The organism is Neorhizobium sp. P1_A6 (assembly GCF_056406795.1).
This window is the reverse complement of record NZ_JBFTZM010000018.1, coordinates 1-13896: the sequence shown is the minus strand read 5'-3', so window position 1 is coordinate 13896 and position 13896 is coordinate 1. Positions and strand designations below refer to the sequence as shown.

Annotated in this window: 14 protein-coding genes, 1 tRNA gene and 1 pseudogene; 9 read left to right on the top strand and 7 right to left on the bottom strand. The window is 61.3% G+C overall.

Annotated features, from left to right (window positions below):
- The first annotated feature begins 69 nt into the window (after positions 1 to 69).
- Complete coding sequence (locus AC1D3C_RS25755) at positions 70 to 1329, top strand: GNAT family N-acetyltransferase (RefSeq protein ID WP_477484872.1); 1260 nt, start codon at positions 70 to 72, stop codon at positions 1327 to 1329.
- On the opposite strand, the gene AC1D3C_RS25750 is transcribed toward AC1D3C_RS25755, so the two are convergent.
- The gene (locus tag AC1D3C_RS25750; protein ID WP_477484871.1) at positions 1330 to 3558 is read right to left on the bottom strand and encodes a GumC family protein; all 2229 of its coding nucleotides are present in this window, start codon (positions 3556 to 3558) and stop codon (positions 1330 to 1332) included.
- Between the two features lie 186 nt (positions 3559 to 3744).
- Here AC1D3C_RS25750 and AC1D3C_RS25745 point away from each other — a divergent pair, with 186 nt between their 5' ends.
- The 8 genes from AC1D3C_RS25745 to AC1D3C_RS25710 all read left to right on the top strand — a co-directional run bounded on the left by AC1D3C_RS25745 (position 3745) and on the right by AC1D3C_RS25710 (position 9671).
- Positions 3745 to 4329, top strand: coding sequence for a polysaccharide biosynthesis/export family protein (locus tag AC1D3C_RS25745; RefSeq protein WP_477484870.1), 585 nt, complete (start codon positions 3745 to 3747; stop codon positions 4327 to 4329).
- Positions 4330 to 4336: 7 nt separating this feature from the next.
- Positions 4337 to 5497 (top strand): glycosyltransferase family 4 protein, encoded by a 1161-nt coding sequence (locus tag AC1D3C_RS25740; protein ID WP_477484869.1) that lies wholly within the window; start codon positions 4337 to 4339, stop codon positions 5495 to 5497.
- A 99-nt stretch (positions 5498 to 5596) separates the two neighbouring features.
- Positions 5597 to 7150: an undecaprenyl-phosphate glucose phosphotransferase gene (locus tag AC1D3C_RS25735; protein ID WP_477484868.1), complete on the top strand. Its 1554-nt coding sequence runs from the start codon at positions 5597 to 5599 to the stop codon at positions 7148 to 7150.
- Positions 7147 to 8418: an O-antigen ligase family protein gene (locus tag AC1D3C_RS25730; RefSeq protein WP_038541881.1), complete on the top strand. Its 1272-nt coding sequence runs from the start codon at positions 7147 to 7149 to the stop codon at positions 8416 to 8418. Before AC1D3C_RS25735 ends, AC1D3C_RS25730 begins: the two co-directional genes overlap by 4 nt.
- A gap of 31 nt (positions 8419 to 8449) precedes the next feature.
- Positions 8450 to 8743 carry a helix-turn-helix domain-containing protein gene (locus tag AC1D3C_RS25725; protein ID WP_038541878.1) on the top strand — a complete coding sequence of 98 codons (294 nt, stop codon included), beginning with the start codon at positions 8450 to 8452 and terminating at the stop codon, positions 8741 to 8743.
- Between the two features lie 73 nt (positions 8744 to 8816).
- Complete coding sequence (locus AC1D3C_RS25720) at positions 8817 to 8966, top strand: hypothetical protein (protein WP_038541876.1); 150 nt, start codon at positions 8817 to 8819, stop codon at positions 8964 to 8966.
- A gap of 104 nt (positions 8967 to 9070) precedes the next feature.
- A complete protein-coding gene (locus tag AC1D3C_RS25715; RefSeq protein ID WP_038541874.1) occupies positions 9071 to 9259 on the top strand; it encodes a hypothetical protein in 189 nt (62 codons plus the stop codon).
- A 335-nt stretch (positions 9260 to 9594) separates the two neighbouring features.
- A tRNA-Pro gene (locus tag AC1D3C_RS25710) sits at positions 9595 to 9671 on the top strand.
- 126 nt (positions 9672 to 9797) lie between these two features.
- On the opposite strand, the gene AC1D3C_RS25705 is transcribed toward AC1D3C_RS25710, so the two are convergent.
- The 6 genes and pseudogenes from AC1D3C_RS25705 to AC1D3C_RS25680 form a co-directional block, all read right to left on the bottom strand.
- Positions 9798 to 10265 (bottom strand): BA14K family protein, encoded by a 468-nt coding sequence (locus tag AC1D3C_RS25705; RefSeq protein ID WP_038541872.1) that lies wholly within the window; start codon positions 10263 to 10265, stop codon positions 9798 to 9800.
- A gap of 99 nt (positions 10266 to 10364) precedes the next feature.
- Complete coding sequence (locus AC1D3C_RS25700) at positions 10365 to 10898, bottom strand: MerR family transcriptional regulator (protein WP_038541870.1); 534 nt, start codon at positions 10896 to 10898, stop codon at positions 10365 to 10367.
- Positions 10899 to 11052: 154 nt separating this feature from the next.
- On the bottom strand, positions 11053 to 11391 hold the full coding sequence (locus tag AC1D3C_RS25695) for an integration host factor subunit alpha (RefSeq protein ID WP_007770264.1): 339 nt from the start codon (positions 11389 to 11391) through the stop codon (positions 11053 to 11055).
- A gap of 121 nt (positions 11392 to 11512) precedes the next feature.
- Positions 11513 to 12484: a beta-ketoacyl-ACP synthase III gene (locus AC1D3C_RS25690; protein ID WP_477484867.1), complete on the bottom strand. Its 972-nt coding sequence runs from the start codon at positions 12482 to 12484 to the stop codon at positions 11513 to 11515.
- Between the two features lie 20 nt (positions 12485 to 12504).
- Positions 12505 to 13551, bottom strand: coding sequence for a phosphate acyltransferase PlsX (gene plsX, locus AC1D3C_RS25685; RefSeq protein ID WP_477484866.1), 1047 nt, complete (start codon positions 13549 to 13551; stop codon positions 12505 to 12507).
- A gap of 153 nt (positions 13552 to 13704) precedes the next feature.
- Positions 13705 to 13896 (bottom strand): annotated as a pseudogene (locus tag AC1D3C_RS25680) (YceD family protein); the annotation flags it as partial.

Below are 13896 nucleotides of genomic sequence, written 5' to 3'. Positions count from 1 at the left end.
TTATCGGTAAACTGATTCTTGGCGCCCTCCCCCTATGTTGCCGGCAAAACGGCATCAGCGGGCGAGGCCATGCAGCAGCGGAAGATCCAACACGAAGAGCAGATCAAGGATGCGGGTCCTCTCGGAACCGATAACCGGACGATACGGTTGTCCGAACTCACCCTCGTCTCGACCAACGATCTCCGGTCCGTTGAAGCTGAGTGGCGGCGCCTCGAACGGCTTTCCAAGAACTCCCTGCATCAAAGTTTCGACTGGTGTCTTGCCTGGGTCCAGGCGCATCATAGCGAACTTGCGATCATCCAGGGCATTGTCGATGGCCGCACGCTTTTCATCCTGCCGCTCGAAGTCATACCGGAACGCCGCGCCCGGATCGCCCGTCTGCTCGGCCACCGGTTCAACAACGTCAATACCGGCCTCTTCGATGCCGAACTCACCGCACCCGATGCGGAAGAACTGCAGAACTTCGCCTATGGCATAAGGCTCGCACTCTCCGACAAGGCGGACCTGGTCGTTCTCGATAATATCCCGCTTGTCTGGCGGGGCATACAGCATCCGCTGTCCGCGCTTGCTTCGATCGAAAACCAGAACCATTCCTTCCAGTTGCCGCTCTTTCAGAATTTCGAGGCGACGCTGGCGCAACTCAATGCGAAAAGCCGCCGCAAGAAATTCCGCTCGCAGAGCCGCAAGATCGAGGCGATCGGCGGTTATGATCACATCGTCCCGACCGATCCGGCCGAAAAGCATGTTCTGCTCGATATCTTCTTTCGCCAGAAAGGCGAGCGGCTGCGACTGTTCGGCCTGCCGGACGTCTTTCAATTTCCCGGTATCCAGGACTTCTTCCACCACCTGATGGACGTTCCGGTCAAGGGGACAGATACGCCGCTCATGCTGCATGCCATTCGGCTGCGCGGCGAGCACGAAGGGCACATCGCGGCGATTGCCGGCCTGTCGCGCAAGGGCGACCATGTCATCTGCCAGTTCAGCTCGATCGACGAGACGATCTGCCCGGAGGCGAGCCCCGGCGAATTGCTGTTCTGGCTGATGATCGAGCAGTCCTGCCGCGAGGGCGCTTCGGTGTTCGATTTCGGCGTCGGCGACCAGCCCTACAAGCGCAACTGGTGTACCCAGGAAACGGTGCAGTACGACATCCTGCTGCCGCTCACCTGGAAGGGTTCGCTGATGCGGCCGCTTTTGATCGGAGTGACCAAGGCGAAGGCTGCGATCAAGCGCAATTCGCATCTCTATGCGTTGGTGCAGCGGTGGCGGTCCCGCCGGTGCCCGAACGTGCCGGAAGCTCCCGCCTCCGACACGGAACCAGCAGCCGAATAATCAGGCGGCGCGGCGTTTTCCGGGACGTGGCGAATGCCGATCGGCGGTCTGCGCCATGACCAGTAGATTGCCATAGCCGGCCGCTTCGAAATCCGTCACCAGTTCGGCGACTTCCTCATCCTTGAAGCCCGGAACCGACAGGACGATCTCGGCCATCGCATTGCGGGTCAGACGCGAGATGCCGGCAATCTCGGCGGGACCGCATTCGATCAGCACTAGGTCGTAGGCATCCGCCAGCGCATCTATGATCATCGACAGGCGATCGACGCCGCGCATGGCACGCGCCGGATCCGAAGCGCCGTGCGGGATGATATGGGCATCGGAAAGCCGGTCCGGATGGATCGCGTCGCCGAAGGCGGTTTCGCCGCACAGAAGGTCGGTAATGCCGGGCAGTTTCGGATTTTCCACCATCATCTGCGTCGGGGCGGCGGAACCGGTCATGTCGACCAGCACGACAGTGCGGCCGCGCTCGGCGAGTTCGCGGGCGAGCATGACGGTCGCAGTCGAGCCCTCGTCGCCACCCGGTGAAATGCCGATCGCCACAGGCACATCGTGGCGCTGCAGGTAATGCGCGACGGAGCCGATCGTGAAGCCGCGATCGTCGACTTCCGCTACGGCATCCTCTGCCTCGCTCTCCTTCTCGGAGAGCGATTGTTCGGCGATCTTGGCATAGGCGAGCGCTGCCGCATTTCTCGCGTTTTCCTGGGCCGGTTCCGGCCGGTCGAAGCGTGCCGCCTCTGCCTGCATCTGGTGGACCGGCAGCGGAGCGGCAGCAGCAGGGGCGGATGCGGCGGGTTCCAGCATGATGTCATTGTCGGCGTTACGAACGCCGGAGGGGCGCAATGCGCGGCCGGAGAAGAGCTCGGTGACGATGACGATCAGGCAGCCGAAGATCAAGGTGGCGAGCGAGACGACGATGACGATCGGGATGATCTTCGGGAAATAGGGTTCCGACGGTTCGACGGCTTTCGAGACGACACGGGCATCGGCCGGGCTCGAATTGCCCTCGAGGCGGGAACTCGCTTCGCGGTAACGGGCAAGATAGGTTTCGAGAAGCTGGCGCTGGGCGGCGGCCTCGCGTTCCAGCGCGCGCAGGCCCACTTCCTCTTCGCCCGCCTTGGCGGAGTCCGCCTTCAAGCCGTTGAGCTGGCCCATCAACTGGCGTTCGCGGATGCGCGACATTTCGGCTTCGTTGTCGAGGCTCGCGAGAATCTTCTTTGTCTCGCTCTCGATCTGCTGGCGGATGCCGGAAAGCTGGCCGCGCAGTCCCTTCAGCCGCGGATGGCCTTCGAGTAGCGAGGTCGAGGAGTCGGCAATCTGCGCCTGCAGGTTGGCTTCCGCTTCCTTCAGCCGCTGGATGACCTGCGAACCGACGACATCGCTCAGAGTATCGGAAGCGCGGCCGGCTTTCAGGGCCGTTCGGACGTTTTCGGCGCGCGCCTCGGCATTCGCCCGCTCGCCGCGGATACGAGCAAGCTCGGTCGAAATGTCGTTGAGCTGCTGGGTCGAGAAGCTGTTGGTTTCGGTGGTCTGGAACAAGCCGTTGGAAGAGCGGTAGTTGGCAACCTTCTTCTCCGCCTCCTTGACCTTGCTGGTCAGGCTGGCGATTTCCGGCTCCAGCCATTTGGCGGTCTCGGAATGGGTATCGAGCTTGGCACCGCTCTGGATCTGAAGGTAGGCCTGCGCCATCCGGTTCGGGATCTCGGCTGCGAGCTTCGGATCGCGTGAGGAAAACTCGATGGCAATGACGCGCGAATTCTCGACGGCATAGACATTCAGCTTATCGCGGAATTCCTTGATCACCCTGTCTTCCGGGTCGAGCTTCATCGGATCCTGCTTCAGGCCGATCAGGACCAGCGGGTCGGGAAGGAAGGACTGGGCGGCCGGATCGAATTCCTTGAGCTTGGCGAGGTTGAGGTCGCGGGCGACCCGCTTGATGAGATCGGTCGACTGCAGAAGCTGCGCCTGGCTGGTGATGTTGAGCGAGTCGAGCAGCGGGTCGTTGGCCTGCGCCGCGGCATCCCCTCCCGAAAGGTTGGGCGAGCGGGATTCGATCAGCATTCGCGTCTCACTCTTGTAGCTGGGCTTCATCAGGCTGGTGCCGACCAGTGCGACCGCCGCCGCAACGATCGTTGCGGCCAATATCCTGGCCTTGCGTTCCCAGACCGCCGAGATGACCCGCCCGAGGTCGATATCCACGTCCTGATTGCCACCGTTTACGCCTGACATGATACGCTCCAACTGATCGGTTTCGGCGAAGAGTAAAGGATCATGGTAACGCGAGGGTTAATGGCCAAGTACAGCGTCGGAGCTCCAAGAAAATCCCCAAATTACCGGCCTCTTTACCGGGCATTAACCCTAACGGATCGATAACGGGGGCAGATGGTATGAACAGCCGGAGCCTCGAACGCGGAAATGTCCTTCGCCCCCTTCAATCGCGTGATGGCCAAACATGTGCTGGCGTTAGCGCTCGCTGCGACGGCGCTTGCCGGCTGCACGAGCTACGCGCCCGCCCCGAAAAGTTTCCAGCAGGCGGCCGTCCAGCCGTACAGGCTGGATAGCGGCGACCGACTGCGCGTCAGCGTCTTCGAGCAGCCGGGCCTCACCAATACCTATACGGTCGACCAGGCCGGTTACATCGCCTTCCCGCTGATCGGCCAGGTGGTTGCCCGCGGCCAGACGCTGCCGGCGCTGGAAGGCTCGATTGCTTCCCGTCTCAAGCAGGGTTACCTGCGCGATCCGGATGTCACAGCCGAGATCGATCGTTATCGTCCCGTCTTCGTCATGGGCGAAGTCGGCCGGCCGGGGCAATATTCCTACGTGCCGGGGATGACTGCCCAGAACGCAATCGCGATCGCCGGCGGTTTCACCTCGCGCGGCAACCAGCGCGACGTCGACGTCACCCGCAAGATCAACGGCCAGGTGATCACCGGCCGCACCGTCATCTCTTCCACGGTGCTTGCCGGCGACACGATCTACGTCCGCGAGCGGCTGTTCTGACCGGTCCATGGCGGAAAGCGCTCCCTTGCGGATACTCCACTGCTTCAGGTCGCCCGTCGGTGGGATCTTCCGCCATGTGCGCGATCTGGTCGAGGAGCACCGGGCGGCCGGCCACGAGGTCGGCATCCTGTGCGACAGCTCGACCGGTGGAGCGCATGAGGACCGCCTCTTCGACAGTATCAGGCCCCATCTTTCGCTCGGCCTCACCCGCATTCCTATGCGCCGCGCGATCGCGCCTTCCGATTTCGTGGCGATCTACAAGAGTTACAGACATATCAAGAGTTTGCAGCCGGACATTTTGCACGGGCACGGCGCCAAGGGTGGCGCCATTGCCCGGCTGATCGGCTCAGCCCTGCGGGTCAACAGGTATCGCGTAGCCCGCCTCTATTCGCCGCATGGCGGCAGCCTGCATTTCAGCCGGTCCAGCCTTTCCGGCCAAGTCGTGCTGCGGCTGGAACGTTTTCAGGAGCATTTCGGGGACGCGCTGGTGTTCGTCTGCGACTACGAACGGCGCACCTACGAGGCCAAGGTCGGCACGCCGCGAAAAGTCTCCCGGGTGATCTACAACGGCATCAAGGACGCCGAGTTCGAAACCATCGGCACCGACCACGGGGCACCGCATTTCCTCTATATCGGCATGCTGCGCGACCTCAAGGGGCCGGATGTGTTCATCGACGCCTTCGCCCGCACCGAAAGGGCGGTCGGTCATCCGCTTTCGGCGCTGATGGTCGGCGACGGCCCGGATCGCGACCGTTATGAGGCGATGATGGCCGAGCGCGGGCTTGGCCGGCGCATCCAGATGAAACCGGCCATGCCGGCGCGCGACGCGTTCTCCATGGCGAAGATCGTCGTCGTGCCCTCCCGCGCCGAAGCGATGCCTTACATCGTGCTCGAGGCGCTGGCGGCCGGCAAGCCAGTGATCGCCTCCAGGGTCGGCGGCATCCCGGAAGTGCTCGGCGAGGCGAGTGCTGCCCTTGCCATCCCCGGCGATGCCGAGGATCTCGCCCGCGTCATGACGCAAGCGGTCACGACGCCCGGCTGGCAGGATGCGGTGATGCCGAAACCGGAGGCCTTCAAGGCGGTCTTTTCCGCCTCGGTCATGGCCCGCGAAATGCTCGGCCTGTATCAAGATCTGACAGGTTCGAGACCGGATCCTGGGCGCGGCTAAAGGCTTCCTTCACCTCTTTTTGGTATGCGTTTCCCATTGCTTCCAGCGTCACCGGGGCTTCCAGCGCCGCCGGACCCGGAAGGCCAAAGGGATCGGTCCATGAACCAGCCGAACAAGTCCGAGCAGTTCGATGTCGAAAGCCTTCGCAAGAAGGTTTCGGAACTCCGAGCTGCCGACGAAAAGCATGATCCGGTGAACGCCACGGTGCTCAATCCGTTTGCGCGCCAGATCGCAGAGCAGTTCCGCAACGACAGCTATTCGCCGACGATGCTGATCGGCCAGTTCCGGTTGTTCGAGCTGCTGGCCATGCTCGGGATCGGCCTTGGCGTCGGGGCGCTTTTCGCACCGATCGATCTCACCGGCTTTTTCGCCCGTTTCGCTCTCGTCGCCTGGGGTTCGACGCTCACCGTCCTGCTTCTGCAAGTGGCCGATACCTACCAGATCCCCTCGCTACGTGGTGCCTCGCGCACCGCCAAACGTGTTTTCGTCTGCTGGACGATCGGTTTTCTGCTGACGGCGTCCACCCTTTACCTTGTCGAACGCGAGCCCTATCCGCTTGCCGGCTTTATCGCCTGGTTCGTTACCAGCGCCGCGTTCCTCTTCCTCGAACGGCAGCTCACCGCCTTTGCCATCCGTCACTGGGGGCGCAATGGCGTGATGGAGCGCCGCGCCATCATCGTCGGCGGCGGCGAACCGGCCAAGCAGCTCGTCCGCCAGCTCGAACAGCAGCCCGACAACGACATCCGCATCTGCGGCATTTTCGACGATCGCAACAGCGAACGCTCGCCGACCGTCGTCGCCGGCTATCCGAAGCTCGGGACCTTCGCCGAGCTTATCGAATTCGCCCGCCTTGCCCGCATCGACATGCTGATCATCGCGCTGCCTGCAACGGCCGAGGCCCGCATCCTGCAGCTGCTGCGCAAGCTCTGGGTATTGCCGGTCGATATCCGCCTTGCCGCCCATGCCAATCGCCTGCGTTTCCGCCCCCGCTCCTATTCGCATGTGGGCGCGGTACCGATGTTCGACATTTTCGACAAGCCGATCCGCGACTGGGACTCGGTCGCCAAGCGCGTCTTCGACATCGTCTTTTCGGTGGTCGGCCTCCTCCTTGCCTGGCCGATCATGCTGGGCGCGGCAATTGCGGTGAAGGCGACCTCGAAGGGGCCGATCCTGTTCCGCCAGAAGCGCCACGGCTTCAACAACGAGATCATCGACGTCCTGAAGTTCCGTTCGATGTACACCGACCTCAGCGACCAGACGGCGGTCAAGGCCGTCACCAAGGGCGACCCGCGCGTCACCCCGGTCGGTCGCTTCCTGCGCAAATCCTCGATCGACGAACTGCCGCAGCTGTTCAACGTGCTGCGCGGCCAGCTTTCACTCGTCGGACCGCGCCCGCATGCGGTGCTTGCCCAGACGGGGACGCGCAAATATGTCGACGTAGTCGAGAGCTATTTCGCCCGCCACCGCGTCAAGCCGGGTGTCACCGGCTGGGCGCAGATCAACGGCTTGCGTGGCGAACTCGACAGCGACGAGAAGATCCGTGCCCGCACGGCCTACGACCTCGACTATATCGAAAACTGGTCGCTGCTCTTCGACCTCAAGATCCTGTTCCTGACGCCGATCCGGCTGCTCAACACGGACAACGCCTATTGAGCACGCTCGACTATAACCGCGCAGGCGGCCACCCGGTGGGTTTCGACAGCCGGCTGGCGGCCGTAAAGCTGGCCGGTTCCGGCCTGATCGCTTTTGGCGTCTTCCTTTCCGGCTTCGTCATTTCCGAGCCTGCGCCTTACGAGCTGATCATGGTAATCCAGATCGGCATCTGGTTCCTGCTCGGCCTGAAGATATCGCGTACCGTCGCACCGCTTCTGGTAATGATGCTGACGTTCAACATGAGCGGCCTGTTCTCCATGTTCGTCATGAAGGACATGAGCGAGGCGCCGATGTATTTCGCCGTCTCCACCTTCCTGGCGCTGAGTTCGGTCTTTTATGCGGCGATCATCGAGAACGACCACCGGCGCCTGAACCTGATCTTCAAGGCCTGGGTCATCGCTGCAATCATCACCTCGCTGCTCGGCGTTCTCGGCTATTTCAACGCCTTTCCGGGCTCGCATGTGTTCACCCGCTACAATCGCGCCATGGGTGCCTTCCAGGACCCGAACGTCTTCGGCCCCTATCTCGTCGCCCCCCTCCTCTACCTCCTCTACCGGTTGCTGACCGGACCGCTGATAAAGGCGCCGCTGCTGATCGCCGGCATCCTCATCCTGGCGCTCGGCATCTTCCTGTCCTTCTCGCGCGCGGCCTGGGGCCTCTTGGTGTTCGCCGGTATCGCTCTGGTGATCGTCATGCTCCTCAAGGAGCGCACCACCGCCTTCCGGTTCAAGATCCTGGCGATCGCCGGGGGTGCTGCGATCTTCCTCGTCCTGGCGCTGGCGATCGCGCTGCAGTTCCCGCAGGTTTCCGACCTGTTCACGAACCGCGCCAAGCTGGTGCAGGACTATGACGGCGCCCGCCTTGGCCGTTTCGAGCGCCACAAGATCGGCTTCCTGATGGCCATGGAACGGCCGCTCGGGCTGGGGCCGATGGCCTTCGGCAAGATCTTCGGCGAGGACGAACACAATATCTGGCTGAAGACGCTGACCACCTATGGCTGGCTCGGCGCGATCACCTATCAGATCATGATCTGGTCGACGCTGTGGTTCGGCTTCCGCTACATGCTGCGCGAACGCCCGTGGCAGGCCTATCTGATGATCGCCTGGGTGATGATATTGGGCCATGCGATCATCGGCAACGTCATCGACACCGACCACTGGCGGCATTTCTACCTCCTGCTCGGCATCGTCTGGGGCTGCGTGGCGCTGGAACATCGTTTCATCCGATCGCAGCGACGATCCCGCTCTGCGGCCGACAACGCCGCTTGACTTCGGCGCCCAGCGCTCCAGATTCCCTATCATGCTGACGGTTTCTCAACTCCGCGCCGCACGCGCGATGACAGGAATGACGGTGGAGGAGTTGGCCGCCGCGTCAGGGCTTTCCAAATCTGCGATCGAAGAAGCCGAGGCCTCGCAAGTCTTCGCAAACGCCGGCGTCACCGATCGGTTGCGTTCAATCTTCGAGTCGAAGGGCGTGCTTTTCCTCGGCGCGGGTGAGGACGATGCGGGCGCCGGGCCGGGGCTCAGGCTGCGCCAGCAGTTTCACGACGAGGGAATCCGCCCCCAGAACCTCAACGCCGCAAACGACGACTGAAATCGCTGCAGCGCGGGAACTCTTTGAGATCTCACGCGTTTCCCCGCCGCCAGACAACGTGCAGGGGGTACGCATGACACGCATCAATAACCTTTATCTCATTATCGGCGCCTTGCTTGTCGCCGTCGTCGGCCTCGGTTTTTACGTCTATCGCGAAGAAACCAAGCCCAGAGGCGTCGAGCTCAGCATCGGCCAGAATGGTATTAAAGTCCAAGAAAAGTGAGGGTTCGTTAGAGGATACATTATTAACGATAGAAGCTCAGAGTTGTCCGGAACAAAATTTGCCACGCGAGTTTAGGTTCGAACAAGCAAGAAAAGGGGATACTTATGTCGACGCATATGAATCTCGACGATATCGATAGTAAAGGCTTGAAGAAAGTCTGGAGCGTTGCGGAGTTCGCAAAGCGCTATCGTATCGATCAAGAGGAAGAAATCCGCCTTCTGAAACTTCTCGGACCTTTTGCGTCTCAGCAAGAACTCTTGATGAATGCAAGCCGGGCGCCGCGTTTTCGTTAAGCATTACATAGATACCGCAGCTAATCTTTTAGCCCGCCTTCATGCCGAAGTTTCCAGCATGCGCAACTTCGTTTTATATCTAAGATTATCTTCCGCAGAAATCTCTGCAATCCCCTTATAGTTGGTCTTCCGAGCGGTTAACCGCGGCTGCAGCCTCGGTGAAGCCCGTGCCGCTGCCCGCGACGAAGGCTTTCGCGATGCCCGAGTTCGGACCCGGCTTTTATGTTCATCGGCGCGTTCTTGTGCCAACCATCCTCTTTTTCTTCCAATCAAGGGATTTTGAGCTTGCGCCGGCAAAGCGGAGCGACTAGGGAAAACATGCTCATTGAGCAGGTCGGGGCGTAGCGCAGCCCGGTAGCGCACTTGACTGGGGGTCAAGGGGTCGTCGGTTCAAATCCGGCCGCCCCGACCAATTAAATCCCCTTGAAATCTCAGTCAGATCAAAAACCTTTTCCGAGAACCGGGACTTCCTCACGTGATTTACCCGCCCCACCGGATTGGCAGGGCAGGCTGACGTTGTTATCCGGTTCAACGGATGTCAGTAGGGCGAATAGCACTGCTGGCGCGGGCCGTAATAGGGCTGGAACGTGTTATCGTAGGCCCTGTAGGACCGGTAGCGGGCATAGCACCAGTTTACATGTGCATTGCCACCGACATAACGCCGGGGGGCGTAGTAGCGCGGTCGGTAGTAACGCGGAGCGTATCTCGGTGCATAACGCGGCTGGGCCAGCGCGCCGCCGATGATCGCGCCAAGGGCAAGCCCTCCGATGATCGCACCGGCATCCGGGCCACGGCGATGGCGGCGGTAATAGCGGTCGCCATCGTAGCGGTCGCGGTAGTAGCGGCGGCCTTCCCAGCCGTCACGATCGCGCCAGTACTGCACCTGCTGGATATCCTGGGACGCTTCGATCCTCGGGGCGGCGATCGACGGGAAAGCCTGGGCCGGAACGACACCGCTAAAGGCCGTAATCAGGGATAAAACGGCGACGGCGAGCTTTTTCTTCATAATTCACCTCCTCTGATTCTCCTTGTGAAGAAATGATCCTTCATTTCTCCTGAACCAGAGGTGAATGGTAAATTTTTCTTAACTTTGCCGCGAGTTGGATTAGCGAACCTGATCCAGGAGGCGTTTGCATTCCAGAAGATCGAACAGCGCCTCCTGCAACAGGGCGCGGTCTTCCTTGCCGATGCTGGACTTGCCGATCGACACTTCCACGTCGTCCTCGTGGGTGCCGCCGAAGCCGAAAAAGCGGCCGCTCGGCTTCACCTTGGGGCGGCCGACGATCTGATCCTCTTCGGCGGTGCTGATCTTCGGCTCGACCTGCTTTTCGCTGTTTGCCGCCATGATCGCTTCCATCGTGGCGAGATCGCCGGACGCGATCGCCGAGACGAACTTGTTGCCGTTCATCTTCAGAAGCTTCTGCACGCCTTTTATGGTGTAACCGTGATCGTAGAGCAGGTGACGGATACCCTTCAGGAGATCGACGTCCTCGGGACGATAATAACGCCGCCCGCCGCCGCGCTTCATCGGCCGGATCTGCGGGAAACGCGTTTCCCAGAAGCGCAGCACATGCTGCGGCAGGTCGAGGTCGTCGGCGACCTCGCTGATCGTACGAAAGGCGTCCGGGCTCTTCTCCAAAGGTCACACTCCAAACGGCAGGCTGCCCATGCCCCAAGGGCAGACTCATAGCCTCCAATTCATGCGCGGATTATGCGCCGAATCGGACATATCTCAACGGCTTAAGCCGGGAGATTCAAGCATGTTCACAGGATTGCGGAAAGGGCGCCGGGGTTCAGGCGACAGGGCTTGCCGGCTTCAGTTTCGCCTTGCGCGCCGTGTGCGCCTTGAGGATACGGCTCTTCAGTACATTGGAGGCCTTGAACGTCATCACCCGACGCGGAGAAATCGGCACTTCCTCGCCGGTCTTCGGATTGCGGCCGATCCGCTCGTTCTTGGAACGCACCTGGAAGGTCGCGAAGGAGGAAAGCTTGACCACCTCGCCCCGCACGATCGCGTTACAGATTTCGTCTATGACCGTCTCGACGAGCTCGGCCGATTCCGTCCGCGAAAGTCCGACCTTGCGGAAAACCGATTCCGCCAGATCCGCGCGTGTTACTGTCTTGCCGGCCATGATCCCCGCCCAATTTTCGAAATTGATCTTATCAAAGCCGATAGAGAGTATTTTGCTTGAGCGCGAGGGTCAAGCACCTGTGCTCAATCGCTTATTTACGTTTCGGCCAATCATTGCAGCCCTACCAGCGGACCAGCAATGCGCCCCACGTAAAACCGCCGCCCATGGCTTCGAGCATCACCAGATCGCCCTTCTTGATGCGCCCGTCGGAGGCGGCAACCGAAAGTGCCAAAGGAATCGATGCAGCCGAGGTATTACCATGCAGATCGACGGTCACGACGACCTTTTCCAAAGGAATGCCGAGTTTCTTCGCCGAGCCGTCGATGATGCGGCGGTTGGCCTGGTGCGGCACCAGCCAGTCGAGATCGTCTGCCGTCGTGCCGGTCGCGGCGAACGCGCTGTCGATCACGTCGGTGATCATGCCGACCGCATGCTTGAAGACCTCGCGGCCCTCCATGCGCAGATGCCCGACCGTGCCCGTCGAGGACGGGCCGCCGTCGACGTAGAGCTTGTCCTTGTGCGAGCCGTCGGAGCGCAGATGTGCGGTCAGCACGCCTCGGTCGGCAATCGTCCCCTCGCCTTCCGCCGCCTCCAGCACCAGCGCACCGGCGCCATCGCCGAAAAGCACGCAGGTGGTGCGGTCCTTCCAGTCGAGAATGCGGGAAAAGGTCTCGGCGCCGATCACCAGCACACGCTTTGCCATTCCACCGCGGATATGCAGATCGGCGGTCGCCATCGCGTAGACGAAGCCGGTGCAGACCGCCTGCAGATCGAAGGCGTAGCCGTGGGTCATGCCCAGCCGATTCTGGATATTGACGGCGGTCGCCGGAAAGGTGTTGTCGGGCGTCGAGGTCGCGACCAGCACGAGATCGATGTCATCTGGCATCAAACCGGCGTTTTCGAGCGCCGCACGCGCTGCCTGCTCGCCGAGAGAGGCGGTCGTTTCACCCTCGCCGGCGAGATAACGCTGACGAATGCCCGTGCGCTGCACGATCCATTCGTCGGAGGTCTCGACGATGTCTTCCAACTCGCGATTGGTCACTACCCGCTTCGGGAGCGCTGCCCCATAACCGCGAACCACTGAACGGATCATTCTTAACTCACATCCTGTCGTCATGCCGCTTCGGGGCCAGCCGGGGGCTGGCGACGGGCATGGTAAATTGCAAGATCCTGCCGGATCTTCGCGTTGAGATCGTTGCGTGCCATGTCATAGCCGACATCGATCGCGGCAGCAAAGCCGTCGGCATTGGCACTGCCGTGGCTCTTGATGACGATGCCGTTCAAGCCGAGGAACACGCCACCATTGACCTTGTTCGGATCCATCTTCTCGCGCAGCCTGTCGAAGGCGGGCTTGGCCAGAAGATAGCCGATCCTGGCCAGCAGCGTGCGCGACATCGATTCGCGCAGAAGCGTGGCGATCTGCCGGGCCGTGCCCTCCGCCGCCTTCAGCGCGATATTGCCGGTAAAACCTTCGGTCACCACCACATCGACGGTGCCCTTGCCGATGTCGTCACCTTCGACGAAACCGTGATAGGCGATCGTCGGCAGATTGGCCTCGCGGATCAGCCGCCCGGCCTCCTTGACCTCTTCCTGGCCCTTCACCTCTTCGACACCGACGTTCAGAAGCCCGACGGTCGGTCGGTCCACTTCGAAGAGGGAGCGTGCCATGGCCCCGCCCATGATCGCAAAATCGAAAAGTTGCTGAGCGTCGGCACCGATCGTCGCGCCGATATCGAGGACGATGCTCTCGCCCTTGAGGGTCGGCCATATGCCGGCGATCGCCGGGCGTTCGATATTGGCCATGGTGCGCAGACAGAACTTCGCCATCGCCATCAGGGCACCGGTATTGCCGGCCGAGACCACGACTTCCGCTTCGCCGAGCTTTACCGCCTCGATCGACCGCCACATGGTCGAGATGTAACGGCCGCGGCGCAGGGCCGCACTCGGCTTCTCCTCCATGCTGACGGCGAGTTCGCATTCATGAAAGACGGACCTATCCCGCAGCTTTGGATATTTCGCCAAAACCGGCTCGCATTGAGCCTTGAGCCCATAGATGAGGAAGGTCACATCCGGGTGGCGTTCCAGTGCCTTGGCAGCACCGGCAATGACGACCTCGGGACCAAAATCGCCGCCCATGGCATCGATAGAAATTCTGATCACGCGTCCCTGATCCTTATCTTCGCCGAACGCACGCCCCGAGCGGGGACCATGCGCCAGTTCTCACGTCTCCAGCGGTCCTTCGCTCCTCATGCGGGGCCGTGTCGGCGAATTCGTGGCCAAAATATAGTTTTTGCTGTCGCTTACAACCCGTCCTCAATCCTTTTTCCAGTCCTTAAGGACGGCAAAGGGATTGGGGCGTCCTGAATTTTCATCCGGATCGCCATCCAGGTGATCGGCGAACAAGACGCCGGGTTCGCGGGGATAGGGATCGATCGCAAGAGCTGCGACTTCAGCAACCACTGCGCCGAAAACTCTCGTGTCGCCGACAAACAATTCCGGAAGATC